The sequence below is a fragment of the Xanthomonas sp. 4461 genome (assembly GCF_024806475.1).
Classification (GTDB): Bacteria; Pseudomonadota; Gammaproteobacteria; order Xanthomonadales; family Xanthomonadaceae; genus Xanthomonas; species Xanthomonas arboricola_F.
Window position 1 is genome coordinate 13,156 of the sequence record NZ_JANTYV010000009.1, and the last position, 24,972, is coordinate 38,127.

24 protein-coding genes are annotated in these 24,972 nt (G+C 66.8%); 15 read left to right on the plus strand and 9 right to left on the minus strand.

Annotated features, from left to right (window positions below; translation table 11 throughout):
* Positions 1-189: 189 nt before the first annotated feature.
* The 4 genes from FHY19_RS21940 (at position 190) to FHY19_RS21955 (ending at position 4,195) form a co-directional block, all read left to right on the plus strand.
* Positions 190-720: a MarR family transcriptional regulator gene (locus tag FHY19_RS21940; RefSeq protein ID WP_181113038.1), complete on the plus strand. Its 531-nt coding sequence runs from the start codon at positions 190-192 to the stop codon at positions 718-720.
* A 138-nt stretch (positions 721-858) separates the two neighbouring features.
* Complete coding sequence (locus FHY19_RS21945) at positions 859-1,881, plus strand: transporter (RefSeq protein WP_259168574.1); 1,023 nt, start codon at positions 859-861, stop codon at positions 1,879-1,881.
* 33 nt (positions 1,882-1,914) lie between these two features.
* On the plus strand, positions 1,915-2,682 hold the full coding sequence (locus FHY19_RS21950; RefSeq protein WP_259168576.1) for a coniferyl-alcohol dehydrogenase: 768 nt from the start codon (positions 1,915-1,917) through the stop codon (positions 2,680-2,682).
* Positions 2,683-2,713: 31 nt separating this feature from the next.
* On the plus strand, positions 2,714-4,195 hold the full coding sequence (locus FHY19_RS21955) for a benzaldehyde dehydrogenase (protein ID WP_259168577.1): 1,482 nt from the start codon (positions 2,714-2,716) through the stop codon (positions 4,193-4,195).
* A 134-nt stretch (positions 4,196-4,329) separates the two neighbouring features.
* Here FHY19_RS21955 and FHY19_RS21960 read toward each other — a convergent pair whose 3' ends face one another.
* Complete coding sequence (locus FHY19_RS21960; protein ID WP_259168578.1) at positions 4,330-5,226, minus strand: helix-turn-helix domain-containing protein; 897 nt, start codon at positions 5,224-5,226, stop codon at positions 4,330-4,332.
* Between the two features lie 96 nt (positions 5,227-5,322).
* Between FHY19_RS21960 and pobA the strand changes: the two genes are divergently transcribed.
* Both pobA and FHY19_RS21970 read left to right on the plus strand, forming a co-directional pair.
* Positions 5,323-6,510 (plus strand): 4-hydroxybenzoate 3-monooxygenase, encoded by a 1,188-nt coding sequence (gene pobA, locus FHY19_RS21965; RefSeq protein WP_259168579.1) that lies wholly within the window; start codon positions 5,323-5,325, stop codon positions 6,508-6,510.
* A gap of 212 nt (positions 6,511-6,722) precedes the next feature.
* Positions 6,723-7,235: a nuclear transport factor 2 family protein gene (locus FHY19_RS21970; RefSeq protein ID WP_184409551.1), complete on the plus strand. Its 513-nt coding sequence runs from the start codon at positions 6,723-6,725 to the stop codon at positions 7,233-7,235.
* 115 nt (positions 7,236-7,350) lie between these two features.
* Here FHY19_RS21970 and glpK read toward each other — a convergent pair whose 3' ends face one another.
* From glpK to FHY19_RS22005, 7 genes are all read right to left on the minus strand, one after another.
* A complete protein-coding gene (glpK, locus tag FHY19_RS21975) occupies positions 7,351-8,850 on the minus strand; it encodes a glycerol kinase GlpK (protein WP_259155928.1) in 1,500 nt (499 codons plus the stop codon).
* A gap of 133 nt (positions 8,851-8,983) precedes the next feature.
* Positions 8,984-9,805 (minus strand): MIP/aquaporin family protein, encoded by an 822-nt coding sequence (locus tag FHY19_RS21980; RefSeq protein ID WP_259168580.1) that lies wholly within the window; start codon positions 9,803-9,805, stop codon positions 8,984-8,986.
* Between the two features lie 170 nt (positions 9,806-9,975).
* Entirely contained in the window at positions 9,976-11,490 is a 1,515-nt protein-coding gene (gene glpD, locus FHY19_RS21985) for a glycerol-3-phosphate dehydrogenase (RefSeq protein WP_259168582.1), read from the minus strand.
* Positions 11,491-11,711: 221 nt separating this feature from the next.
* Positions 11,712-12,539, minus strand: coding sequence for a DeoR family transcriptional regulator (locus tag FHY19_RS21990; RefSeq protein ID WP_259168584.1), 828 nt, complete (start codon positions 12,537-12,539; stop codon positions 11,712-11,714).
* Positions 12,540-12,680: 141 nt separating this feature from the next.
* On the minus strand, positions 12,681-13,664 hold the full coding sequence (locus FHY19_RS21995) for a PDR/VanB family oxidoreductase (RefSeq protein ID WP_259168585.1): 984 nt from the start codon (positions 13,662-13,664) through the stop codon (positions 12,681-12,683).
* Complete coding sequence (locus FHY19_RS22000; RefSeq protein WP_259168586.1) at positions 13,657-14,460, minus strand: GntR family transcriptional regulator; 804 nt, start codon at positions 14,458-14,460, stop codon at positions 13,657-13,659. Before FHY19_RS22000 ends, FHY19_RS21995 begins: the two co-directional genes overlap by 8 nt.
* Before the next feature lie 22 nt (positions 14,461-14,482).
* Positions 14,483-15,559 carry an aromatic ring-hydroxylating dioxygenase subunit alpha gene (locus FHY19_RS22005; RefSeq protein WP_259155921.1) on the minus strand — a complete coding sequence of 359 codons (1,077 nt, stop codon included), beginning with the start codon at positions 15,557-15,559 and terminating at the stop codon, positions 14,483-14,485.
* A gap of 255 nt (positions 15,560-15,814) precedes the next feature.
* On the opposite strand from FHY19_RS22005, the gene FHY19_RS22010 reads away from it, so the two are divergent.
* From FHY19_RS22010 to FHY19_RS22050, 9 genes are all read left to right on the plus strand, one after another.
* Complete coding sequence (locus FHY19_RS22010; RefSeq protein WP_259168587.1) at positions 15,815-16,678, plus strand: CoA-transferase; 864 nt, start codon at positions 15,815-15,817, stop codon at positions 16,676-16,678.
* Positions 16,675-17,463 carry a CoA-transferase subunit beta gene (locus tag FHY19_RS22015; RefSeq protein ID WP_259168588.1) on the plus strand — a complete coding sequence of 263 codons (789 nt, stop codon included), beginning with the start codon at positions 16,675-16,677 and terminating at the stop codon, positions 17,461-17,463. Before FHY19_RS22010 ends, FHY19_RS22015 begins: the two co-directional genes overlap by 4 nt.
* On the plus strand, positions 17,460-18,668 hold the full coding sequence (pcaF, locus tag FHY19_RS22020; RefSeq protein ID WP_259168589.1) for a 3-oxoadipyl-CoA thiolase: 1,209 nt from the start codon (positions 17,460-17,462) through the stop codon (positions 18,666-18,668). The genes FHY19_RS22015 and pcaF overlap by 4 nt, the downstream gene beginning before the upstream one ends.
* An 83-nt stretch (positions 18,669-18,751) precedes the next feature.
* Entirely contained in the window at positions 18,752-19,483 is a 732-nt protein-coding gene (gene pcaH / locus FHY19_RS22025) for a protocatechuate 3,4-dioxygenase subunit beta (protein WP_259168592.1), read from the plus strand.
* A 4-nt stretch (positions 19,484-19,487) separates the two neighbouring features.
* Positions 19,488-20,051, plus strand: coding sequence for a protocatechuate 3,4-dioxygenase subunit alpha (gene pcaG / locus FHY19_RS22030; protein ID WP_259168594.1), 564 nt, complete (start codon positions 19,488-19,490; stop codon positions 20,049-20,051).
* A gap of 250 nt (positions 20,052-20,301) precedes the next feature.
* A complete protein-coding gene (locus tag FHY19_RS22035) occupies positions 20,302-21,681 on the plus strand; it encodes a 3-carboxy-cis,cis-muconate cycloisomerase (RefSeq protein WP_259168596.1) in 1,380 nt (459 codons plus the stop codon).
* A gap of 10 nt (positions 21,682-21,691) precedes the next feature.
* On the plus strand, positions 21,692-22,474 hold the full coding sequence (pcaD, locus tag FHY19_RS22040; protein WP_259168598.1) for a 3-oxoadipate enol-lactonase: 783 nt from the start codon (positions 21,692-21,694) through the stop codon (positions 22,472-22,474).
* 26 nt (positions 22,475-22,500) lie between these two features.
* A complete protein-coding gene (gene pcaC, locus FHY19_RS22045; RefSeq protein ID WP_259168600.1) occupies positions 22,501-22,887 on the plus strand; it encodes a 4-carboxymuconolactone decarboxylase in 387 nt (128 codons plus the stop codon).
* 82 nt (positions 22,888-22,969) lie between these two features.
* The gene (locus FHY19_RS22050) at positions 22,970-23,896 is read left to right on the plus strand and encodes a lysophospholipase (protein WP_259168603.1); all 927 of its coding nucleotides are present in this window, start codon (positions 22,970-22,972) and stop codon (positions 23,894-23,896) included.
* Between the two features lie 201 nt (positions 23,897-24,097).
* Here FHY19_RS22050 and FHY19_RS22055 read toward each other — a convergent pair whose 3' ends face one another.
* Positions 24,098-24,958, minus strand: coding sequence for an IclR family transcriptional regulator C-terminal domain-containing protein (locus FHY19_RS22055; protein WP_259155908.1), 861 nt, complete (start codon positions 24,956-24,958; stop codon positions 24,098-24,100).
* Between the last annotated feature and the right edge of the window lie 14 nt (positions 24,959-24,972).

Here is a 24,972-nt window from a genome sequence, read left to right on the forward strand (position 1 = left end):
CGTGCCTGGATCACCGCCGCCCCCCGCACACCGCAGCGCTGTATCGCTGTCGGGCGCGGGCGTGCAAGGACGGCGCGGTGTCGACATGCGCACGCGCCTGGTCCCGGCATGCGCCGACGGCCTGCGTGTCCACATCGCCAGGCCTGGCCGCGTCTACAATGCGTTGCACGCCGGGGATCGGCGTTGCGGATCGGGCGCATGGCGCGTACCGCTCCGCCCGCCGCCTTTGTCGCGAGAACCGTCATGCCCGCTACTGCCACTGCCGCACCGTTGCCCGATGCCATCACCGCAGTGGACCAGGCGCGTCTGCTGCGACTGCTGGGCTACCGCATCACCCGCACCGAGCTGCTGGTGCGGCGGATGTTTCAGGAATGCGTTGCCGCCTTCGATCTGAAGCCGGTCGATTTTTCCTTGTTGATGCTGGTGGATGGCAACCCGGGCATCAACCAGCGCCAGATCGGCGACGTGCTGCATGTCTCGCCACCGAACCTGGCCATCGTGGTGGCGCGGCTGGTCAAGCGACGTCTGCTGCGGCAGGTGCGCGGGCGTCAGGACCGGCGCATGCAGCATCTGTCGTTGACCCCGGCCGGCGTCACCCTGCTGACCGATGCCGAAGCCGAGGTGCTGCGCATGGAACAGCAGCTCAGTGCGGTGCTCGGCACCAGCGAGGCGCCGCTGCTGCGCGCGCTCGATCGCCTGGATCGGCTCGACACGCCGTAAGCCCCCTGTGGCGGCGCTCTGCCGCGCAGCGTGATCTCAGCAATGTCTTGATGGCACGTGCCGTACGCAGCGCGGGGATCGCCCCTGCCTGATCGCGTGCCAGGTGGCACGCCCCGCTGTTTCCTTCCAACGCTGGAGATGTGCGCAGTGATTCGATCATCGGTGGTGCGTGGCGTAGCTGTACGGGGGGCAGGGTGGCGGGTGCGTGCGGCGCTCGGCATCGTGGGGCTGCTTGCGAACGCGGCGGCGCTTGCGCAGGGCGTGCCGCAGAGCATGGCGTTGACCAACGGCCTCAACACCGGCGGGACGAGTTTTCTGGACGGCTTTACCCGCACCACGCCCGGTTGGGCGGTAGTCACCTACCTGCGACAGACCTCGTTGGATTCGGTGAAGGACGCGCGTGGCGACGATGTACCGGTGTTCGACAACCCACGCATCGACTCGACGCTGCTGTTGACCCAGGTCGCTTACGTCACGCCCTATCAATTGTTCGGTGGCGCGGTGGGGATCAACACGCTGCTGCCAGTGATCAACCTGGATGCCTCGTTCGGTCGCAACAGCATCGCCACCTTGCGCGACAACGGCGCCGGGGTGGGCGATCTGACCTTCGGCCCGTATCTGCAGATGTTGCCGGTGATGCGCGATGGGCGGCCGGTCTTTTCGCAGCGGTTCGAGTTCGACGCGGTGGCACCGATCGGCAAGTTCGACCGCGATCGCGATCTCAACCAGGGCGCGGGCTATTGGTCGCTGATCCCCAATTACGCGTTCACGGTGCTGCCCACACCCAACTGGGAAATCAGCGCACGCCTGAACTACGTCTACAACTTCCGCAGCGAGCGCCGGCCAAACCTGCCCGACGGGTTCGACTTCCGCAACGGCCAGGCCGGCGATGCCGGCTGGATCAATTTCGCCACCTCCTGGGAAATGGTGCCGGACGTGCGACTGGGCATCAACGCCTATTACCTCACCCAATTTCGCGATAACCGCACCAATGGCCAGCGCGTGCCCGACAGCCGGCAGCGCGTGTTCTACGCAGGCCCGGGTGGCGTATGGCGATTCGATGCCAACAACATCCTGTTCGCCAATCTTTATCTGCCGGTGGAGGTCAGGAACGCGGCTTCCGGCAACAACGTCAACCTGCAGTACGTCCATGTGTTCTAGTGCCGGCGCAGCTGGCTCCTACGGAGGGTGGCAATGAATTTGCAGAACAAGACGATCGTGGTAACCGGTGTGGCGTCGGGCATCGGCGCAGAGGTTGCACGGCTTGCGCGGTTCCACGGCGCCACGGTGATCGGTGTGGATCGCACGCCGGTGCAGATGACCCTGCATGGCTTCCACCAGGCCGACCTGGGCGATCCGGCCTCCATCGATGCGCTGGTGCGCGCGCTGCCGGAGCAGATCGATGCGTTGGCCAATGTGGCCGGCGTGCCGGGCACCGCACCGCTGGATGTGGTGGCACGCGTCAATTACCTGGGGCTGCGTCATCTGAGCCAGGCGCTGTTGCCGCGCATCGCTTCCGGCGGCAGCATCATCAATGTCGCCTCGATCCTGGGCGCCGACTGGCCGCAGCGGCTGGACCTGCACAAGCAACTGGCCGCCGCCGAGAGTTTCGACGCCGGCACGGCCTGGCTGGCCGCGCATCCGGTGGCGCACGACACCTGCTATCAATACTTCAAGGAAGCCTTGATCGTGTGGACCTTGCTGCAATCGCGGCCGTGGTTTGCCGAGCGCGGCGTGCGCGTCAACAACGTCTCACCCGGGCCGGTCTTTACCCCGATCCTCGGCGATTTCGCCGCCATGCTGGGCGAGGAGCGCGTCAAGGAAGACGCCAAGCGCATGACGCGCCCTGCGTATGCCGACGAAGTGGCCGAGGCGATCGTGTTTCTTGCATCGGATGCGGCGCGCTGGATCAACGGCATCACCCTGCCGGTCGACGGCGGCCTGGCATCGACCACGCTGTAGTTCCCCACAATTTTCAGCAGGAGGCTAGACCATGAATGCTCTTCCCAGCGCAGCGGTTGCTGCGAATGCGACACCCGCGTGGCACGGCTGCATCTTCAATGGCGAGTGGGTGCCGGGCCACGGCGGCGCGTTGCCGATCCATGAGCCGGCCACCGGCGGGTTGTTGCACGAGGTGAGCAAGGCCGATCTGGCCGATGTTGCCGCCGCCATTGCACAGGCCAAACAGGCGCAGCGCGCCTGGGCCGCCACCGCACCGCGCGAACGCGCGGCGGTCTTTCACCGCGCCGCGCAGGCGATGCAGGCACGCAGTGCCGAAGCCGCATTGCTGATCGCACGCGAAACCGGCGGCATCCTGCCCAAGGCGCAGCGTGAGGTCGATGAAGCGGTGGTGTTCTACCAGCAGGCTGCCGGCCTGCCGTTGCAGGCGATGGGGCAGGTGCTGCCGACCGGCGCCGGCCAGCTCAGCCTGGCCCGCCATCTGCCGCTGGGCGTGGTGGCGGTGATATCGCCGTTCAACTTTCCGTTGATCCTGTCGCTGCGTTCGGTGGCGCCGGCATTGGCGATGGGCAATGCGGTGATCCTCAAGCCGGATCCGCGCACGCCCTACACCGGTGGCGTGATCATTGCGCAGGTGCTGGAAGAAGCCGGCCTGCCCAAGGGGTTGCTGCACGTGCTGCACGGCGATGCGCAAATTGGCCAGGCGCTGGTGGAAGCGCCTGATGTACCCATGATCGCCTTCACCGGCTCGACTGCGGCCGGCCGCCGCATTGGCGAAATTGCCGGGCGACACCTGAAAAAAGTGTCACTGGAGCTGGGCGGCAACAATGCGGTGATCGTGCTCGACGATGCGGACCTGGACCGCGCCGCCTCGGCGATTGCCTTCGGTGCGTACATGCACCAGGGACAGATCTGCATGGCCACCGGACGGGTGCTGGTACAGCGCAGCGTGGCCGACGCGCTGACCCAGCGTCTTGCGGAAAAAGCACGGCATCTGCCGGTGGGTGACCCGGTCAGCGGCACCGTGGCATTGGGGCCGATCATCGATCAGCGCCAGCTGCAGCGCGTGATCGACATCGTCACCGACAGCGTCGCCGCCGGCGCGGTGGTGGAAGCCGGGGCAACCAACGAAGGGTTGTTCTACGCAGCGACCGTGTTGTCCAACGTGCGTCCGGGCATGCGCGTGTTCGATGAGGAAGTGTTCGGGCCGGTGATCAACATCACCGTGTTCGACACCGATGAAGAGGCCGCGCAAATGGCCAACCACGGTGAATATGGGTTGGCTGCCGGCATCATGTCGACCTCGGTGTCGCGGGCGCTGGCGCTCGGCGAGCGCCTGCATACCGGCTTGCTGCACATCAACGACCAGACCGTGGCCGATGAAGTGATCAACCCGTTCGGCGGCACCGGCGCATCCGGCAACGGCACCAGCGTCGGTGGTCCTGCCGATTGGGAGCAGTACACGCACTGGCAATGGCTGACGATCAAGAGCGAGGTGCCGCAGTACCCGTTCTGATGGCAGCTGCCGAGGTCGATGGATTGGCCTTGGCACCGGCTGCAGGCATGGCGGGATCGCGTCGCGGTGTCCGCGTCCAGATCGTCGCCGTGGCTTGGCGCGTTGTTCCGGCGTTCCAGCAGCGCTGGATCCACTCACTCGCCGGTGCGGAAATGCGTCGGCGAGCAGCCTGCATGCCGCGCGAAGTAACGGCTGAAATACGCAGCATCGAAAAATCCAAGTGCTGCGGCAATCTGCTGAACGCTCAAACTGGTATAGCGCAGGTTGCGCCGTGCTTCGAGCATGATGCGGCGCTGTAGCAGTTCCAGGGCCGAGGCATCGGCAAGCCGCCGGCACACCGCATTGAGATGTCCCGGCGTCAGCCCCAGCTGGTCGGCGTAGCGGGAAATCGGCCAATGCGCGCGATAGTGCCGGTCGATCAGGGTTTGATACGCGCGCAGATGACGCAGCGCCGGATCGGCTTGCGCGTTGGCCACGGCCGCGTCTTGCAGGCCTTGCAGCGCGGCGCGCGCTGTCCAGATCACCAGCTGCGTCGCTGCGGCCTGCAGTGCGGCCTCGTGCCCGACGCGCTGATGCGCATGGTCGTCGGCGATGCTGCCGAACAATACGTCGAGCAGGCGTTGCGATGACTTGACCGGCAATACGGCCGGCATCGACAGGCCGGATTGCAGCAGCGGTGCAGCACTGAGCGCGCTACGCACCAGAGGCATGCACAAGGTGATGATGTGCCCGCGTACCCGCGGGTCGAACGCAAACCCGTGCACGCACAGCGGCGGCAGCCACACGAGGTTGGCGCCACGCAGACGCTGGGTGCGTCCATCCAGTTGCAGCGTCGCCGACCCGCGCTGCACATACAGCAGCTGCGCCAGATCTTCATGCCGGTGCGGGTTGATGTGCCAGTCGTGCAGCCGGCTGCGCGCGGCAATTGATTCCCAATGCAGTAATTCCGGCGCATCGACGTGCCGTTCGCCGTACAGGCCGAAGGCGGGAACCGCAGCGATCGCAGCATCATTGCGTGTGCGTGTAGGCATCGTCGAAAAGTCCAAGCACTGCGCGCAATCATCCCTTCAATGGTCGCGTTTGGCTACCGACACTGCAGGCCTGATCACTGAAGGCAGGAGCGCCCGATGCGGACGCAAATTGCAATCATCGGCGCCGGGCCATCGGGCCTGCTGCTGGGCGAACTGTTGCTGCGTGCCGGCATCGACACGCTCATCGTCGAGCGGCAGACACCGCAACACGTGTTGGGGCGCATCCGCGCCGGGGTGTTGGAGCAGGGCAGCGTGGAGTTGCTGCAACGTGCCGGTGTGGGCGAGCGCCTGCAGCGTGAGGGCCTGCCGCATCATGGCTTCGAACTGTCGCTCGATGGCCAGCGTGAGCGCATCGATCTGCTACGCGGTTGCGGCCGCGGGGTCACGGTCTACGGCCAGACCGAGGTCACGGCCGATCTGATGCAGGCGCGCCAGCGCAGTGGCGCGCCGACCTACTACGGCGCAGGCGAGGTCACCCTGCACGCGCTGGACAGCGCCGCACCCAGCGTGGAATTCACGCATGACGGTGGCCGCATGCGCGTTGCCTGCGACTACATCGTCGGCTGCGACGGCTTTCATGGGGTCAGCCGCGCCAGCATCCCGGCCGAGCGGATGCGCCTGTTCGAACGCGTCTATCCGTTCGGCTGGCTGGGTGTGCTGGCCGATACGCCGCCTGTGCACGATGAGCTGATCTATGCGCGTCACAGGCGTGGCTTTGCCTTGTGCTCGATGCGCTCGCCCACGCGTACGCGCTATTACGTGCAGGTACCCGCGGACGCCCGTGTGGAAGCCTGGAGCGATGCGGCGTTCTGGGATGCGTTGCGCGCACGCTTGCCGGATGCGTTGGCCGAACAATTGGTCACCGGCCCATCGATCGAAAAGAGCATCGCGCCGCTGCGCAGTTTCGTCGCCGAGCCGATGCAGTACGGTCGCCTGTTTCTGGCCGGCGATGCGGCGCATATTGTGCCGCCCACCGGCGCCAAGGGGCTGAACCTGGCGTTGGCCGATGTCGGCATGCTTGCGCAGCTGTTCGCGCTCTGGAAGGCCTCCGGCGATGCCGATGTGTTGCGGCAGTACTCGTCCCTGGCGCTGCAGCGGGTGTGGAAGGCCGAGCGATTTTCGTGGTGGATGACCACGCTGCTGCATACCTTCGACGACGAAGATGCCTTCACTGCGCGCATCCGCCAGGCCGAGCTGGAGTATCTGCTCGGCAGCGAGGCCGGCCGCGCGACCATCGCTGAAAACTATGCGGGACTGCCGCTGGCCGAGGTGGCCGAGCGCTGAGACAGCCTGTTTTAAGGTGATTTTTTTATTACCAGGCAGTTGCGAAGTGCCCTGGTGCACTTCGCGTAGGCTAGCGCGACAGCGCATGTGCTCGGTAGGGTGGCGTGGACGCGTGGCGGTTGCTGTCTGTGCATGGACGCGTCATTGCCCCAATCGCGCCGTGCGCCAACTCCCCCGTGAGCGCATGGCCTGTTTCCTCCCAGGAGATCCCCATGAAAAAGATTGTTTCCCGCGCCTTGTTGCTGATCATGCTGGTCGCACCGATGGCGGCGTTCGCGCAGACCGCCGTCACTGAAAACACCAATCACCAGAAGTTGCTGCTCGGTTCCAATTGGTACGAAACCGCCAATAAGCGGCTGGTCTACGACTTCTGGCGCATCGTGTTCGAAGCCGGGCAGGTGCAGTACGCACCGATGTACATGGACAAGAACTACATCCAGCACAACCCGAATGTCGCCAATGGGCGCGATGCGTTCATTGCATTCCTGACGGCCTTCGTGAAGCCGACCCCGGTGCAGCCGCGTGTGCAGTTGCCGTTGGTCGCCATCACCGCCGATGGCGATCTGGTCACGCTGGTGTCGGTGCGCACGCTGCCGGACCCGCGTAACCCCGGCAAGACCTATACCACCACGTGGTTCGATATGTTCCGCATCGAAAAGGGTCTGATCAAGGAACATTGGGACCCGGACACCATCGCCGGTCGCGCAAATACCGGCGGCCAGTAATTGCTGCGGCATTGCAGGGCTGCAGCCTGCAGCCCTGCAATGCGTGTCCCATGCGACTAGCTCCCCCAGCGTTGCGCCCACCCGATGGTGGGCGCAGTCGTTTCGATGGAAGCGCTTAGCTGATCCGGAAGCCCATCGTCGCTTCCACCGCCTGCTGCCAGCCGGCATACAGTTGTTCGCGCTTGTCCTCGGCCATGGTCGGCTCGAAGCGGCGATCCACCGCCCACTGCTTGGCGATCTCTTCGCGGCTGCTCCAGAACCCGGTTGCCAAGCCGGCCAGATAGGCCGCGCCGAGCGCAGTGGTTTCGGCCACTTCCGGGCGCAGCACCGGCACGTTGAGCATGTCGCTCTGGAACTGCGCCATGAAATCGTTGGCGATCGCGCCACCATCGGCGCGCAGTTCCTTCAGTTCGATACCCGAATCAGCCTGCATCGCGGTCAACACGTCGCGGGTCTGGTACGCCATCGATTCCACCGCCGCGCGCACGAAATGTTCCTTGGTGGTGCCGCGGGTCAACCCGAACACCGCGCCGCGGATATCGCTGCGCCAGTACGGCGCACCCAGGCCGACGAAGGCCGGCACCAGATAGACCCCGTCGTTGTCGCCGGCGCGTTCGGCATAGGCCTGTGAGTCGCTGGCCTTGCCGAGCATGCGCAGGCCGTCGCGCAGCCATTGCACCACCGACCCTGCGACGAAGATCGAGCCTTCCAGCGCATATTCGACCTTGCCGTCGATGCCCCAGGCAATCGTGGTCAACAAGCCGGCCTTGGACGCGACCGCCTTGTCGCCGGTATTCATCAGCGCAAAGCAACCGGTGCCGTAGGTGTTCTTGGCCATGCCCGGTTCGAAGCAGGCCTGGCCGAACAACGCCGCCTGCTGGTCGCCGGCAATCCCTGCGATCGGCACCTGCTCGCCATAGAAATACTGGGTCTGGGTCATGCCGTAGATTTCGCTGGAGGAGCGCACCTCCGGCAGCATCTCCTTCGGCACGTCGAGCATGGCCAGCAGCTCGGCATCCCATTCCAGCGTGTGGATGTTGTACATCAAGGTGCGCGAGGCATTGGTGTAGTCGGTGACGTGCACCTTGCCGCCGGTGAGATTCCAGATCAGCCAGCTGTCGATGGTGCCGAAGGCCAGTTCGCCGTTGCGCGCGCGTTCGCGTGCGCCGTCGACGTGATCGAGGATCCACTTGACCTTGGTCCCGGAAAAATACGCATCGATCAGCAGGCCGGTCTTGTCGCGCACCATCTGCTCGTGCCCGGCGTCCTTGAGTTGCGTACAGATGTCCTTGGTCTGCCGCGATTGCCAGACGATGGCGTTGTAGATCGGCTGGCCGGTGGCCTTGTCCCACACCACCGCGGTCTCGCGCTGGTTGGTGATGCCGATGCCGGCGATCGAGCGCGCATCGATCTGCGCATTGTTGAGCAGCTCGGTGATCGTGGTGTAGACGCTGGTCATGATCTCGCGCGGGTTGTGTTCCACCCAGCCCGGCTGCGGAAAGATCTGCCCGAACTCGCGCTGCGCCACGCCGGCCACCTTGCCGTTGCGATCGAACAACATCGCGCGCGAGCTGGTGGTGCCTTGATCGATCGCAAGGACGTATTGTTTTTCCATCGGAGATTCCTCGAACAATGCCGGCGCTGGCGCACGGCGAGAAAGTGGGTAATGCACGCCGCTGCTCGAAAGGCCCATACATCCAGGGCCTGTCCGGCAGCGGCGCCGTGCTGTCAGTCGTGCAGCAGTGCGATCAGCGCGGATCGCGCGGTGGTTTGCCGGCCTGCAGATGGCGCACGCGTGCCGGCAGGAAGGGCAGGATCAGCCACTGGTAGGCGAGCGCGCCGATCGGGCCGCCGATCAACGGTCCGACGATCGGGATCCACCAGTAGTTGTCCTTGGCCGGCAGTGCTGCCTCGCCCCAGCCGGCGAAGTAGGCGAACAGGCGCGGGCCGAAATCGCGCGCCGGATTCATCGCCCAGGCTTCCAGATAACCCATCGACGCGCCCAGCGTCGCCACCAGCAGACCGATCATCAGCGCGCCGGAGTTGGCGGTCGGCGCGGCTTCGTTGAATTGTTCGGTGATGGCGAAGATGCCGAAGATCAGGAACGCGGTGATGATGATCTGGTCGACCAGCGCATGCATCGGCGTGACCGCCAGACCAGGTGCGGTGAAGAACACACCGGCCGCGCCGCCGGCTTCGCGCGTCAGCTGCTGCACCTGGTTGAAATGGTCGATCACCGGCCCGTACAACTGATAGACGATGGCCGCGCCCAGGAAGGCGCCGATGACCTGGGCGATCCAGTACGGCACCACCTTTTTCCACGAGAAATCGCGGAACAGTGCCAGCGCCAGCGTCACCGCCGGATTGGCATGCGTGCCCGACACCGAGCCGGTGACATAGATCGCCAGCGTCACTGCCAGGCCCCAGGCGATACACACGCCCCAATAGGCGTTCTGATAGGGACTGGGGTCGTAGAGGATGTACATCGCCGCGACCGAGTCGCCCAGCGCGATGATGATGAACATCGCGACCGCTTCGGAAATCAACTCACCTACGAGTTGGCGGTTCATGCGCGCATGCTCGCGAGAGGATCATCGCAACGCGCAGGCGATTGCAACACGCGCGTCGGCGCGCAGGGGGAGTGGGTCGTGCTCATCGGGGGTGCCCTCCACGGGGTGATGCAGGCAGTGCGCCAGGATACGTTGCCGGACGACCCGTCCTCGCCGGCAACGCGGTGTGTTCAAACGGTCGCGAGCTCGGCGGATTGGAGCGCCTGCGTCTGCAGGTACGCTTCCAGCCGCTGACGTCCCTCCGCATCGATCCGCAGCCCGAGTTTGCTGCGACGCCACAGGATATCGTCGGCGGTCTGCGCCCATTCGTGGTGACGCAGGTAGTCCACCTCGGCCTGGTACAGGTCTGCACCGAAGTGCTCGCCCAGGCCGGCCACATCCTGCGCATCGCCCAGCAGCGGTTCCGCGCAGGTGCCGTAATTGCGCACCAGCCGCTGCGCGGTGGCGGCAGGCAGCCAGGGGCGCGCGTTGCGCACGCGCTCAAGCAGGCTGGCGATATCGCGCTGTTCACCACCCGGCAGCGCATCGCCGCGCGCGGTCCATGCCGGCTTGCGTGCGCCCAGCGCATGCGTGAGCCGGTCGACGGCCTCTTCGGCGAGCTTGCGGTAGGTGGTCAACTTGCCGCCGAACACATTGAGCAACGGCGCGCCGTCGGTGATGACCTCCAGTTGATAGTCGCGCGTCACCTCGGCGGCATTGTCTTCGGCATCGTCCAGCAGCGGGCGCACGCCACTGTAGTTCCACACCACATCGGCAGGGCTGATCTGTTGCTGGAAATAGAGGTTCACCGCGTCGCACAGGTACTGGATCTCGGCCGCATCGATCCGGGGAGCGGCGGGGTCGGCCTCGTAGTCGACGTCGGTGGTGCCGATCAAGGTGAAGTCGTGCTCGTAAGGAATGGCGAACACGATGCGCCGGTCCGGTTGCTGGAAGATGTAGGCGTGATCGTGATCGAACAGCTTGGGCACCACGATGTGGCTGCCCTTGACCAGGCGCAGCGCGTGCTGATGCGGCACCGCGGCAACCTTGTCCAGGAACGACACCGCCCACGGCCCGGCGGCATTGGCCAGTGCGCGCGCCTGCACGGTGCGGCGACGGCCATCGCGGTCCTCAAGCTCGGCGTACCAGAAGCCGGCATCGCGCCAGGCACCCACGCAGCGCGTGCGGGTGTGGATCTGGGCGCCGCGCTTTGCCGCGTCCATCGCATTGAGCACCACCAACCGTGCGTCCTGCACCCAGGCGTCGGAGTACACGAAGCCGGTGCGCAGCGATTCCTGCAACGGCTGCCCGACCGGGTGGGTGCGCAGCGACAGGCGCCGCGAGCGCGGCAGGCTGCGCTTGCTGCCCCCCAGATGGTCGTACAGAAACAGGCCGGCGCGGATCATCCACGCCGGACGCAGATGCGGCTGATGCGGCAACAGAAAGCGCAATGGCCAGATGATGTGCGGGGCCAGCCGCAGCAGCACTTCGCGCTCGGCCAGCGCCTTGCCGACCAGCGCGAACTCGTACTGCTCCAGATAGCGCAGGCCGCCATGGATCAGCTTGGTACTGGCGCTGCTGGTATGCGCGGCCAAATCGTCCTGCTCGCACAGGCACACCGACAGGCCACGTCCGGCCGCATCGCGGGCGATGCCGACCCCGTTGATGCCGCCGCCTACCACCAGAAGATCGTACGTCTCGCCCATCGGTGCCTCCATCCAGGTGCGCTACGAGCGAACCTAAGTTGTCATGTTCGAACATATTCGAACATCAAACCTTTTCGGGGCGTGAAGAAATGGATTGCCTGTAAATCAAGGCGAGTTGAACGATAAAGGCAATTGAGTGGTGGAAATCGATTCATTGAGCAAATCGAAAATTGGCGTTGAGCCGAAGTCCGCGGGTCACAAACGCACTTAAACGAACAATCTCAGTTGCCGCCGTCGGCATCTGCCAGGTGCACCCGGGTGCCGGCCTCGGCCAGCACCTTGGCCAGTTCCTGCGGCGGCGGTCGGTCGGTGAACCAGTCGTGCACCTGGGCGATCGCCCCCAGCCGCACCATGGCGTTGCGGCCGAACTTGCTGTGGTCGGCGGCCAGCACCACCTGGCGCGAGTGCTCGATGATGGCCTGGGCCACGCGCACTTCCTGGTAGTCGAAATCCAGCAGGGTGCCGTCCAGGTCGATGCCGGAAATGCCGATCACCCCGAAGTCCACCTTGAACTGGCGGATCAGTTCCACCGTGGCCTCGCCGGTCACGCCCTGATCGCGCCCGCGCACCACGCCGCCGGCCACGATCACCTCGAAACTGGGGTTGGCGCTCAGCATCACCGCCACGTTGAGGTTGTTGGTGATCACGCGCAGGCCGCGATGCTGCAGCAACGCGCGCGCGACCTCCTCGTTGGTGGTGCCGAGATTGATGAACAGCGAGGCATCGTCGGGAATGAAGCGCGCGACGTGCGTGGCGATGTGCTGTTTCTCGCGTGCCTGCAGCGCCTTGCGCGCGGTGTAGGCCAGGTTTTCCACGCTCGAAGGCATGCTGACGCCGCCGTGATAGCGGCGCAGCACGCCGGCATCGCACAGCAAGGTCAGATCGCGCCGAATGGTTTGCGGGGTAACCTCAAAGCGCGTGGCCAGGCCTTCGACATCGGCAAAGCCCTGCTGCCGCACCAGCGCCACCAATTGTTCCTGGCGCGGGTTCAATGCCGGCGCCGGGACAGTCCTGTAGTGAGTTGACTCCATGCGCAGATGATCGCGCATGCGCGTGAGGATGCAAGCACGGCAGTCTCTGGCGAGTGTCCGTCCGGCGTGCGGGGCGATTCACGCCGCCGCAGAGCGCATGTTGCGCTCAGCAGCACCGCGCCAGCGCAACGGCCGGCGCGGTGCGCATGACGGCAGCGCTCAGCCCAGCTCGCCGCGGTAGCCGGTGTCGATGCTGATGCTGCCGCCCACCGCACGCGACACGCAGGCGCACAGCTTGCGATTCTCGCGACGTTGTTCGTCGCTGAAAAAGACATCGCGATGATCGATGTCGGCGGCGCTGTCGAGCACCTCCACCGCGCACAAGCCGCACTCGCCACGACGGCATTCGGCGATCAATTCGACCCCGGCGTCGGCCAGCGCATCGAGCATCGATTCGTTTTCGGCCACCGGTACTTCCAGGCCGAGCGCAGGCAGCTTGACCACGAACGCCTGCGCCGGCACCCGCCCGCTATTGCCGAAGGTTTCGAAATGCAGCCGCGCGCGTGGACGCCCGGCGGCATGCCAGTGCTGGCGTACCGCCTCCAGCATGCCCAGCGGCCCGCACACATAGACCTCGGCGTTGGGCGAGAGCCGTGCCAGTTCGGCGGCAAGATCGGGCGGGCCGTCGGTGTCGTCGCAATGCAGCTGCAGGCGCGCGCCGAGCAGCGCCTCCAACTGGTCGACGTAGGCCATCGCGCTGCGCGAACGCCCGACATACAGCAGGCGGAATGCCTGGTGCCGCTGCGCCAGCCGCTGCGCCATGCCCAGGATCGGCGTGATGCCGATACCACCGGCGATCAACAGGATTTCCTCGCCGCTCTCGTCCAGCGCAAAGTTGTTGCTCGGAGGCGACATTTCCACCACGTCGCCCGGCTGCAGCGTCCACATATGCAGCGAGCCGCCACGGCTGTCCGGCATCTGCCGTACTGCGATCTGGTAGTAGCCATCCGCACGCGGCTCGCCCACCAGCGAGTAAGAGCGCACATCGCTGCGGCCGTTCAACTGCAGGCGAAAATCCAGGTGGCTGCCCACCTCGAAGGCACGCGCTGCAGTGCCTGGGTCGAGCACGATTTCGCGCACGCCTGCGCAGGCATCGGCGATGCTGACGACATGGGCGCGATGCCATTGGGTGTCTTTACGCATGAGGAACTCCAGGCACATGAGCGTGCCGTTCAAGACCGGCAGTGGATGCGTGGGCGCGGCCGAGCAGGGCGCCACCGCGCACCTTGGCGATCGCCGTGGGGGTTTGCAGGAGGTGGCGCAGATTGCGGTGGGCCAGACGGGCGTGCTCGCGCACCAGCGCTTCGGCGCGGCTGCCCTGACGCTTTGCGATGGCGGCAATCACTTCGCGATGCTGGTCCTGCGCGACGGTCAGGATCACCTGCGCGTCGGCAGCGCTGGTCTGGGCCATGACCAGGCTGTTGGGCGAAGCGAATGGCAGCTGCAGCACGCGGGTGAGCTCGCGGCCGAGCACGTCGCTGCCGGCCATCGCCACCAGCAGGGCGTGGAACAGCGCGTTGGCCTGGACATAGGCGGCGAAGTCGATGGCATCCTGCGGCGCGCCGACGATGGCATCGAGCGTCTCCAGCAGCTGGTGCGCCTGCGCCAACTGCGCGGCGGTGGCCCCGCGCTCGGCGGCCATGCGGGCGGCCAGGCCTTCGAGCGTGCCGCGCAGTTCGATGGCGTCGTATACGTCGTGCTCGCTGAAGGCCTGTACCGCGTAGCCGCCGCCCGGCAGCGCACTGGCCAGTCCTTCTTCGCACAGGCGCTGCAATGCGGCGCGTACCGGCGTGCGCGACATGCCCAGCCGCTGCACCACCGCCACTTCGGACAGTCGCGCACCGGCGGGCAGGGTGCCGTCGAGGATCAGCTCGCGCAGCGAGAGCAGCGCGCGCGTGGTCTGTGCCGCGCTGCTGTGGAACGGTGTGGTCGGTGGCATGGCGGTCTCCTGTGCGCTGCGCTCAGCCCACCATGCGCAGCGACAGATCCTGCGCGCGCTGTTCGTGCGCGATCAGGCGGTCGATCACCCGCCGCGCCCACATGCCGCCGGCATCGACGTTGAGGTTGTAGAAGGTGTGATCCGGATGCGCGTCGATGGCGCGCTGTTGCGCCTCCAGTACCGCCTCGTCCTCGCCGAACACACCGGTGACGCCGGCGCGGGTGAGCGTGGTCAGGGATTGATCGTGCAACGCGTAGTTGCGCATGAACGCCCAGAAATAATGGCAGGTGGTATCGGTCTCCGGCGTAATCGTGTTGAGTACGTAGCCGTTGACGCCCTGGCTGCGGTCGCCCTCCGGTGCGCCGGTGCCGGCGATGGCCACACCGACATCGATGGCGATGGTGCCGGGCGCTTCGAAGCGGATGATCTGCCAGCGGTCGACCTTGCCGTGGTAATCCAGATGCCGCGCGATCTGGCTGGCCCAGAACGGCGGCGCGTCGATATTGCGCATCCAGCGCGACACCACCACCGAGCGGTCGCCATGCACCACATCGAAGGGCGCCTCGGCGATCTCGTCCTGGCCGATGCTCGAGCCATGCACGAAGGTCTCGTGGGTCAGGTCCATCAGGTTGTCCAGCACCAGCCGGTAGTCGCACTTGGCGTAGATGGTGCGGCCATCGCCGGCCCAGGCCGGGTCGTGCGCCCAGTGCAGGTCGGGGATCAACGCGGTGTCGGCCTTGGCCGGGTCGCCCGGCCAGATCCACACGTAGCGGTGCTTCTCTGCCACCGGAAAACTGCGCACGCAGGCCGAGGGGTTGATGGTCTCCTGCGAGGGCATGTGCACGCAGCGGCCCTGGGTGTTGTAGACCAGGCCGTGATAGCCGCACACCACATCGTCGCCGCGCAGCTTGCCCATCGACAGCGGCACCAGCCGGTGCCAGCAGGCGTCTTCCAGCGCGACCACCGCACCGGCGGTGGTGCGGTAGACCACCACTTCGAGGTTGCAGACCTTGCGCGGGGTCAGGGCGTGCTTGATTTCGTGGTCCCAGGCGACGGCATACCACGCGTTGAGGGGAAACAGCGGCTTGGACTGGGACATGACCGTGACTCCTGGGGTTTTTGTATACAACCTGGGGTACGCATCGACGCACTGCGCCGGCCTGCAACCAGTTGACGCGCATGCCAGCGCTGGCGTCTGCTTGCAGGCGAAGTTATGTATACACCGGAGACAATGTTGGAGCATGACTGCGCAACGGAAATTGTGCGATTATCGAATTAAATCGCCGATAATCGTATTGACCGGGCTGTTGGGCCGGCCCTACCGTGGCTGCACATTCGCAGCGGTGTCTTGCCCATGGCCGAAATCGTCACTCTGTCAGATGCGGTGTCCCACCTGATTGCCGATGGCGATTGCGTGGCGATGGAAGGCTTTACCCATCTGATCCCGCATGCGGCCGGCCATGAGGTGATCCGCCAGCGCAAACGCGATCTGCGCCTGGTGCGCATGACTCCGGACCTGATCTACGACCAGCTGATCGGTGCCGGTTGCGCGTCGGCGTTGCGGTTTTCGTGGGGCGGCAATCCGGGGGTCGGCTCGCTGCACCGGCTGCGCGATGCGGTCGAACACGCCTGGCCACAGCCGCTGCAGATCCGCGAACACAGCCACGCCGACATGGCCAACGCCTATGTCGCCGGCGCCTCCGGGCTACCGTTTGCGGTGTTGCGCGGCTATGTCGGCTCGGACCTGCCGCGCGTCAACGACAGCATCAAGTTCCTGCAATGCCCGTACACGGGCGAGACGCTGGCCACCACGCCGGCGGTCAAGCCCGATGTCACCGTGATCCATGCGCAGCAGGCCGACCGCCGCGGTAATGTGCTGCTATGGGGCATCCTAGGCGTGCAGAAAGAAGCCGCGCTGGCCGCGCGCAAGGTGATCGTCACGGTGGAAGAGATCGTCGACACGTTGGAGGCGCCGCCCAACGCCTGCATCCTGCCGCGCTGGGTGGTCGATGCGGTCTGCCACGTGCCCGGGGGCGCCGCGCCCTCGTACGCGCATGGCTATTACGCCCGCGACAACCGCTTCTATCTGGCCTGGGATGCCATCGCGCGCGACCGTGCACGCTTCCAGGCCTGGATCCAGGCGCACATTCTCGACACCGACGATTTCGCAGCGTTCCAGCGCGTCTACGCGCAATCTCTGCTGCAGGTGGCCGCATGAGCGAGTACAGCACCAACGAAATGATGACCGTGGCCGCCGCGCGCCGTTTGCCCGATGACGCGGTGTGCTTCGTCGGCATCGGCCTGCCATCCACGGCCGCCAACCTGGCGCGGCTGACGCATGCGCCGGATGTCACCCTGATCTACGAATCCGGACCGATCGGGGCGCGCCCGGACGTGCTGCCGTTATCGATCGGCGACGGCGAGCTGGCCGAAACCGCCGACACCGTGGTCTCCACGCCGGAGATCTTCCGTTACTGGCTGCAGGGCGGTCGGGTGGATGTCGGCTTCCTGGGGGCGGCGCAGATCGATCGCCACGCCAACCTCAATACCACCGTGATCGGCGACTACGCAGCGCCGAAGACGCGCTTGCCCGGTGCCGGTGGCGCGCCGGAAATCGCGGCCAGCGCCAAGCAGGTGTTCATCATCATGCGGCAGTCCCGACGCAGCTTCGTGCCGACGCTGGACTTCGTCACCACGGTCGGGCACTTGGACGGTGGCGATGCGCGGCAGCGTGCCGGCCTGCCTGGCGCCGGCCCTACCGTGGTGGTCACCGATCTGTGCGTGATGGAGCCCGATGCGCTCACCCGCGAACTCACCGTCACCTCGCTGCACCCGGGTATCAGCCGCGAACAGGTGAGCGCGGCGACCGGCTGGCCGATCCGCTTCGCCGCCGATCTTGCGCAGACCACCCCACCCAGCACTGCGGAATTGCAGGCGCTGCGCGCGCTGCAGGCACGTACCGACGCAGCGCATGGCAAGCAGGCCGCCGGAGCCGAGGCATGAGCGAGGTCTATCTGATCGATGGCATCCGCACGCCGATCGGCCGCTATGGCGGCGCGCTGTCCAGCGTGCGTGCCGACGACCTGGGCGCAGTGCCGATCGCCGCGTTGCTGGCCCGTCATCCGCAGCTGGACCCGGCCGGCATCGACGACGTGTATCTGGGCTGTGCCAACCAGGCCGGCGAAGACAACCGCAATGTCGCGCGCATGAGCGTGTTGCTGGCCGGGCTGCCGAGTTCGGTGCCGGGCAGCACCCTCAACCGTCTGTGCGGGTCGGGGCTGGATGCGATCGGCACGGTGGCACGCGGCATCCGCGCCGGCGAGCTGGGGTTGGCGCTTGCCGGCGGTGTCGAATCGATGTCGCGCGCGCCCTGGGTGATGGGCAAGGCCGAGGGCGCCTTCGCGCGAACCCAGCAGCTGGAAGACACCACCATGGGCTGGCGCTTCATCAACCCGCGCCTGCAGGCGGCCTATGGCACCGAGTTGATGGGCGAAACCGCCGAGAACGTCGCGCAGCGCCATGCCATCGCGCGCGAGGATCAGGACGCCTTCGCACTACGCAGCCAGCAGCGCGTCGCCGCCGCCCAGGCTGCCGGGTTCTTCGATGCGGAAATCACCTCGGTGCCGGTGGCTGCACGCAAGGGCGGCGATGCCGTCACCGTCGAATACGACGAAGCGCCGCGCCCGAACACCACCGCCGAGATGCTGGCCAAACTCAAGCCGGTGTTCCGCCAACCCGGCAGCGTGACTGCCGGCAATGCGTCCGGTATCAACGACGGAGCTGCCGCGTTGTTGCTGGCGTCAGCGCAGGCCGTGCAGACGCATCGGCTGACCCCCCGCGCACGGGTGCTGGGGTTCGCGTCGGCAGGTGTCGAGCCGGCTTACATGGGCATGGGCCCGGTGCCGGCCACGCAGCGTCTGTTGGCGCGTCTGAACCTGCGCATCGAACAGTTCGATGCGATCGAACTCAACGAAGCCTTCGCCGCGCAGGCGTTGGCGTGCCTGCGCGCATTCGGCTTGCCCGACGATGCAGCGCACGTCAACGCCAACGGCGGCGCCATTGCGCTTGGCCATCCGCTGGGCATGAGCGGTGCGCGGCTGGCGCTTACCTTGTTGCGGCAACTGGAAGCCAACAACGGCCGGCTCGGGCTGGCCAGCATGTGCGTCGGCGTGGGGCAGGGCGTGGCATTGGCGATCGAGCGTGTGTGAGCCTGCCCGCTGCAACCACTGCGCCGCTGTCGCACACCTACATTGCTTGACCATGCCGCAGTGCGGCGCAGGGAGATTTGACGATGCGCGATGCCCCCGTTGATCGGTCACTTGCAGACCCGCTGCTCGGCTACCGCCGTACCCGGCCCGGCACGCAGCCGGCCTATCTGCATCCGGCGTACGCCTCCACCACCTTGCGCGGCCCTACGCGCGCGCCGATCGACATCCCGGTCACGCTGTCGGAAGTCACCGGCCCGCGCCTGGATCGGCTCACCCTGGGCGAGCATGCAGCCGATCTCACCGCAGGGTTCGGTGGCGAGCCACTGGGCGAGCGCATCATCGTCTCCGGCCGCGTGCTCGACGAAAACGGCAGGCCCGTGCGCAACAGCGTGGTGGAAGTGTGGCAATGCAATGCCGCCGGCCGTTACCAGCACGCCGGCGATCGTCACGACGCACCGCTGGACCCCAACTTCCGAGGCACCGGCCAGGTGCTCACCGATGCGCATGGCCGCTACGTCTTCAAGACCATCAAGCCGGGCGCGTATCCGTGGCGCAATCACTACAACGCCTGGCGGCCGGCGCACATCCATTTTTCGTTGCATGGCGATGGCATCGGGCAACGGTTGATCACCCAGATGTATTTCCCCGGCGACCCGCTGCTGGCGCACGACCCGATCTACAACTGCGTCGACGATCCGCTGGCGCGCGAGCGCATGGTGTCCAGCTTCGACTGGGAAAACGCCATCAGCGAATATGCGCTGGCCTATCGCTTCGACATCGTGCTGCGTGGTCGCAAGCAAACGGTCTGGGAGTGAATCGATGAGCCTGCACGCAACCCCTTCGCAAACCGTCGGCCCGTATTACCGGCTTGGCCTGGAACCGCTGTATCGCGACCGGCTCGCACCGGCGCAGGCGGCCGGCACGCACGTGCAGATCAGCGGCTGCGTCTTCGATGGTGCCGGCGTGCCGGTGGCCGACGCGGTGCTGGAGCTGTGGCAGGCCGATGCCGCCGGCATCTACGCGCATGCCGCCGATGCCCGCCACCAGGCGCACGACGCCAGCTTCGATGGCTGGGGCCGGGTGCCCACCGATGCGCAGGGGCGCTTTTGCTTCAGCACGGTCAAGCCGGGTGTCGTCGCCGGGCCGCAGGGCAGTCCGCAGGCAGCACACCTGAGCGTGCTGGTGTTCATGCGCGGGCTGTTGCGCGGCGCATCGACGCGGTTGTACTTCGCCGATGACCCGCAACTGGACAGCGACCCGATCCTGGCGCTGGTGCCTCCCGAGCGCCGCACCACCCTGCTGGCCCAGCCCGCGGGCAATAACGCCTATAGCTGGGATATCCATATGCAAGGCGAGAGGGAAACCGTGTTCTTCCGGTATTGATTTGCAGATCGTCTGCAGCGCTGCACGCAGCCGCCGGTGTCCCTGCGCGAGGAGTCCTACCGGCAGCTGGTCGCGCCGGTACGCTGCGTACGGCACGCGATGACAGGCTGCGAGCGCGCACCGCGGTGCCCAGGGCGCGGATGCAACCCGGCGTGCATGCTGTCACCTTCGCCAGCCATCGCCCTGTCAGGCCGCATTGCGCCGCGCGCATTGCCCTAACGTCTAGTTGGCACCCCCGTGCTTCGGTGCCATGCTGCCGGTACGCCAAGAGATGCGATGCATGAGTGCGACGTCTTTGCTGTTGGGATCCTTGTTTGGCGAGCCTGCGTGCGACGCAGTGTTTGACGATGCGGCGCGTGTGCAGGCCATGTTGCACTTCGAATCCGCGCTTGCCCGCGCGCAGGCGCAGTGCGGTGTCATTCCTGCCGAGGCTGCCGTAGCGATTGCAGCGGCCTGCGAGGTGCAGCACTACGACATGGCCGCCCTGGCGCAGGCCACCGCGCTCGCTGGCAACCCCGCCATTGCACTGGTCAAGGCGCTGACCGCGCGCGTCGCCGTGCACGATGCCGCAGCCGCGCGCTGGGTGCATTGGGGCGCCACCAGCCAGGACGTCATCGATACCGGCAGCGTGTTGCAACTGCGCGCCGCGCTCGATCTGCTGCTGCCGCGTCTGCAGCAACTGTGCGACACCTTGGCCGCGTTGGCAGCACGCGAGCGCGACACCGGTCTGCCCGGGCGGACCTTGTTGCAGCAAGCCGTGCCGGTGACCTTCGGGCTCAAGGTGGCCGGCTGGCTGGACGCCTTGCAACGTGCGCATCGGCGCCTGCACGGGTTGCGGCACGACGCGCTGGCGTTGCAGTTCGGCGGCGCGGCCGGCACCTTGGCGTCCTTGCAGGAGCGCGGTCTGGACGTGGCCCAGGCGCTGGCCACCAGCTTGGCGCTGCCGCTGCCTGCGTTGCCCTGGCACACCGCGCGCGACCGCATCGTCGAGGTCGGCTGCGGGTTCGGCCTGCTCGCCGGCACGCTGGGCAAGATCGGCGGCGATGTGGTGCTGCTGATGCAATCGGAGGTCGGTGAGGCGTTCGAGCCTGCGGCGGCCGGCAAGGGCGGCTCGTCGGCGATGCCGCACAAGCGCAATCCGGTGGCCAGCGTGGCGGCAGTGGCCGCGGCCACCCGCGTGCCCGGGCTGATCGCCACCTTGTTCAGCGCGATGGCGCAGCCGCACGAGCGCGCCGCCGGGCAATGGCATGCCGAATGGGAGACCTTGCCGCAGATCGTCTGCCTGACCGCCGGCAGCCTGGCGCAGATGCAGGCCTGCCTGGCCGAGCTGGAACTGGACCGCGCGCGGATGCGCCACCACCTGGATAGCCATGGCGGCGTGCTCTACGCCGAGGCGGCGGTGTTCGCACTGGCCCCGCAGCTTGGCAAGCCGCAGGCGCACGCGCTGGTCGAACAGGCGGTGGCGCGTGCGCAGGCGCAGCAGCGGCATCTGCGTGAGGTGCTGGCCGAGGACGCCCAGGCGAGCGCGGTACTCACGCACGCGCAACTGCAGGCGGTGTTCGATAGCGACAGCTGGCGCGGCATGTCCTCGGTCTGGATCGATCGCGTACTGGCCTCTTCTCCCCGTTGACGGTGCTTCGATGGCCTATCTGCAATTGCCCACGCATCGCCTGCATTACCGTGTGGACGGCACCGACGGGCGGCCCTGGCTGACCTTCTGCAATTCGCTCGGCACCGACCTGCATATGTGGGACGTGCAGATCGAGGCCTTCGCCCCGCATTACCGCATCCTGCGCTACGACCGCCGCGGCCATGGCTATTCGGACTCGCCGCCCGGCCCGTACAGCGTGGCCGACCTGGGGCAGGACGTACTGGCGTTATGGGACGCCTTGCAGATCGAGCGCAGCGATTTCTGCGGTTTGTCGATCGGCGGACTGACCGGGCAGTGGCTCGGGCTGCATGCCGCGCAGCGGCTGCGCCGGCTGGTGGTCTGTGCCACCGCGCAAAAGATCGGCAGCACCGCCACCTGGGAAACCCGTATCGAGCAGGTGCGGAGCGAAGGCCTGCCGATGCTGATCGATGCCACATTGCAGCGCTGGTTTACACCGGCATTTGCCATCAGCCACGCGCAGCGCCTGGACATGATCGCCGCCGCCTTCGTCTCCACCTCGCCGGCCGGATACATCGCCTGCTGCCAGGCGGTGGCCGAGGCGGACTTCCGCGGTGCGCTGGATGGGCTGAACCTGCCGCTGCTGGCCCTGGCCGGCGACGACGACCCGGTGTGCCCGCCGCCGAACCTGCGCGAGATCGCCTACGCGGCGCCGGATGGGCATTACGCCCAGGTACCGGGCCGCCATATCTGCAATCTGGAATCGCCGGCCGCGTTCAATGACGCGGTACTGGGCTTCCTGCAAGCCGACTGATCTTTTCCGCATTACAAGGACATCCCATGCACGAAGACGAACGCTATCAAGCCGGCCTGCGCGAACGCCGCCGGGTGCTGGGCGAGGCGCATGTCGAGCGCTCGCTGGCCGCGCGCACCGAGTTCACCACCGAGTTCCAGGACCTGATCACCCGGTATGCCTGGGGCACCATCTGGACCCGCGACGGCCTGCCTGCGCATACCCGCTCGTTGATCACCTTGTCGATGATGGTCGCGCTGGGCCACGACGAAGAATTCAAGCTGCATGTGCGCGCCGCCCGCAACAACGGCGTCACCCCCGAGCAGATCAAGGAAGTGCTGCTGCAGGCGGCGATCTATTGCGGCGTCCCGGCGGCCAACCACGCCTTTGCGCTGGCCAAACCGATTCTGGAAGAACAGGCTGCCGAGCCCTGATGCGGTCGCTCGTGTCGCTTTCGCGTCTGCCTGCCCAGCCACGCAGCCTGCCCAGTCCGCCGCGCCCATGACGAGATGCCGCATGACATTCCGACCCGCCTGCCTGCTCCTGCTGGTGTTGCTCTCACTGACCGCCGGCGCGCAACCGCAGCCCGGGCCGGGCACCCGGCTGGCGCAGGTACGCGCCGACGATGGCCAGACCCTGGCGGTGTGGTCGCGCGCGCCGGCCAAGCCGCGTGGCACGGTGCTGCTGGTGCATGGCCGCACCTGGAGTTCGCTGCCCAACTTCGACCTGCAGGTGCCCGGCGAAGCGGGCGACGCGCGCTCGGTACTGGCCGCCTTCGCACGGGCCGGGCTTGCCGCCTACGCGGTGGACCTGCGCGGCTACGGCGGCAGTGCGCGCGACCCCAGCGGGTGGAATACGCCCGCCCGCGCAGTGCGCGACGTCGAGCAGGTGCTGGCCTGGGTCGCCCGGCAACATCCAGATCTGCCGCCACCGGCCTTGATCGGCTATTCCAACGGTGCGCGGGTGGCGCTGCTGGTGGGCCAGCAACAGCCGCAGGCGCTGTCCGCACTGGTGCTGTATGGCTTCCCCGACGATGTCGATGCGCCGCCCACCGACGCGCCAACCCCGGCCCAGCCGTTGCGAGCACGCACCACCAGCGCGGCCGCCGGCGAGGATTTCATCACTGCCAACGCCGCACCCACGCGCGTGCGCGCCGCTTACCAGGCGCAGGCGGTGGCCGCCGACCCGGTGCGCACGGACTGGCGCGCGATGGAGCAGTTCGCGTTCCAGCCCGAACGGGTCACGACGCTGCCGGTGCTGCTGCTACGGGGTGTCGACGATCCGGTCGCCACGCAGGCGGACAACGCGCACCTGTTCGCACGCCTGGGTAGCGAAGATCGCAGTTGGGTCACATTGCCGCGCGCCGATCATGTGGCGCATGTCGAGGACACACACGCCGCCTGGGTGGAGACGGTGGTGGGCTTCCTGCGTCGGCCGCGTTGAGCCCGCAGGCGGGACGATGCGGGTGTCGCAGGAGGCTGCCGGCGTACGCGACCAACGCGCTGCTGGCTGCATGCCAAACAATGCGCTGCAGCTGCGCGTAAGGTAGCTCGCGTTGGTGTGCGGCATCGCCATGCGCTGCGCCAGGATCTTGGCCTTCACTCGGAATCGCGCTGCTCCATCACCTAGGACGCGCCGCCCGCGTCAGCTCAGCAACGCTCCCAGGCGCTGCGCCGCCAGCTTCAACGGGTCCAGCAGTTGTGTCTGCATGGTCTGCAGGCTGACGCGCCCGGCCTGCGCGCCGATGTTGAGCGCGGCAATCACCTCGCCACGCAGGTTGCGCACCGGCACCGCGATCGAGCGCAGGCCGATTTCCAGTTCCTGATCGGTCAGGCACATGCCTTCGCGGCGCGCACGCGCCAGGATCTCCAGCAGCGCCGACGCCTGGGTCACCGTGCGGTCGGTACGCGGGCGCAACGTGGTGCGCTCCAGATAGGCCTGCAAGGTGTCTGCGGGCAGGGCGGCCAGCAATACCCGGCCCATCGACGTGCAATACGCCGGCAACCGCGTGCCCGGGCGCAGCCCGATCGACATGATCCGCACCGTCTCCGCGCGCGCCACGTACAGCAGGTCGTCGCCATCCAGCACGCCCAGCGAGCAGGATTCGTGCAGTTGGTCGCGCAGCCCGTCCAGCACCGGCTGCGCGGCCGCGGTCATCGCCGAAGACGCCGCATACGCGCCGCCAATCCCCAGCACGCGCGGCAACAGCACATAGCCACGGCCCTGCTCGCCGACATAGCCCAGCTTGGCCAGCGTGTGCAGCACCCGCCGCACCGCTGCGCGGGAGATGCCGGTTTCCAGGCTGATCTGCGACATTGTCACCTCGCGCGGGTGCTGGGCGAACACGCTCAGCACCACCAGGCCGCGCCCCAGCGAGGTCATGAAGTCCGGGTCGCCCTGGGCGGCGGCAATCTGCTGCATCAATTCGTACGGCAGGCCGCGCTCGCTCCCGGGCGCGGCGACGGCGGCAGGACGTTTGCGGCGGCTGGCGGTGGGCTCGGGCATCGGATCGCGCGTCA

Coding starts and splice junctions, on each gene's coding strand:
- FHY19_RS22050 (WP_259168603.1), top strand. CDS start 22,970: ATGACATTCCGACCCGCCTGCCTGCTCCTGCTGGTGTTGCTCTCACTG.
- pcaH (WP_259168592.1), top strand. CDS start 18,752: ATGCGCGATGCCCCCGTTGATCGGTCACTTGCAGACCCGCTGCTCGGC.
- pobA (WP_259168579.1), top strand. CDS start 5,323: ATGCGGACGCAAATTGCAATCATCGGCGCCGGGCCATCGGGCCTGCTG.
- FHY19_RS22055 (WP_259155908.1), bottom strand. CDS start 24,958: ATGCCCGAGCCCACCGCCAGCCGCCGCAAACGTCCTGCCGCCGTCGCC.
- pcaF (WP_259168589.1), top strand. CDS start 17,460: ATGAGCGAGGTCTATCTGATCGATGGCATCCGCACGCCGATCGGCCGC.
- FHY19_RS21955 (WP_259168577.1), top strand. CDS start 2,714: ATGAATGCTCTTCCCAGCGCAGCGGTTGCTGCGAATGCGACACCCGCG.
- FHY19_RS21990 (WP_259168584.1), bottom strand. CDS start 12,539: ATGCGCGATCATCTGCGCATGGAGTCAACTCACTACAGGACTGTCCCG.
- FHY19_RS21980 (WP_259168580.1), bottom strand. CDS start 9,805: ATGAACCGCCAACTCGTAGGTGAGTTGATTTCCGAAGCGGTCGCGATG.
- pcaG (WP_259168594.1), top strand. CDS start 19,488: ATGAGCCTGCACGCAACCCCTTCGCAAACCGTCGGCCCGTATTACCGG.
- FHY19_RS21970 (WP_184409551.1), top strand. CDS start 6,723: ATGAAAAAGATTGTTTCCCGCGCCTTGTTGCTGATCATGCTGGTCGCA.
- glpD (WP_259168582.1), bottom strand. CDS start 11,490: ATGGGCGAGACGTACGATCTTCTGGTGGTAGGCGGCGGCATCAACGGG.
- glpK (WP_259155928.1), bottom strand. CDS start 8,850: ATGGAAAAACAATACGTCCTTGCGATCGATCAAGGCACCACCAGCTCG.
- FHY19_RS21995 (WP_259168585.1), bottom strand. CDS start 13,664: ATGCGTAAAGACACCCAATGGCATCGCGCCCATGTCGTCAGCATCGCC.
- FHY19_RS22000 (WP_259168586.1), bottom strand. CDS start 14,460: ATGCCACCGACCACACCGTTCCACAGCAGCGCGGCACAGACCACGCGC.
- FHY19_RS22005 (WP_259155921.1), bottom strand. CDS start 15,559: ATGTCCCAGTCCAAGCCGCTGTTTCCCCTCAACGCGTGGTATGCCGTC.
- pcaC (WP_259168600.1), top strand. CDS start 22,501: ATGCACGAAGACGAACGCTATCAAGCCGGCCTGCGCGAACGCCGCCGG.
- FHY19_RS21960 (WP_259168578.1), bottom strand. CDS start 5,226: ATGCCTACACGCACACGCAATGATGCTGCGATCGCTGCGGTTCCCGCC.
- pcaD (WP_259168598.1), top strand. CDS start 21,692: ATGGCCTATCTGCAATTGCCCACGCATCGCCTGCATTACCGTGTGGAC.
- FHY19_RS22010 (WP_259168587.1), top strand. CDS start 15,815: ATGGCCGAAATCGTCACTCTGTCAGATGCGGTGTCCCACCTGATTGCC.
- FHY19_RS22015 (WP_259168588.1), top strand. CDS start 16,675: ATGAGCGAGTACAGCACCAACGAAATGATGACCGTGGCCGCCGCGCGC.
- FHY19_RS21945 (WP_259168574.1), top strand. CDS start 859: ATGTGCGCAGTGATTCGATCATCGGTGGTGCGTGGCGTAGCTGTACGG.
- FHY19_RS22035 (WP_259168596.1), top strand. CDS start 20,302: ATGCTGCCGGTACGCCAAGAGATGCGATGCATGAGTGCGACGTCTTTG.
- FHY19_RS21950 (WP_259168576.1), top strand. CDS start 1,915: ATGAATTTGCAGAACAAGACGATCGTGGTAACCGGTGTGGCGTCGGGC.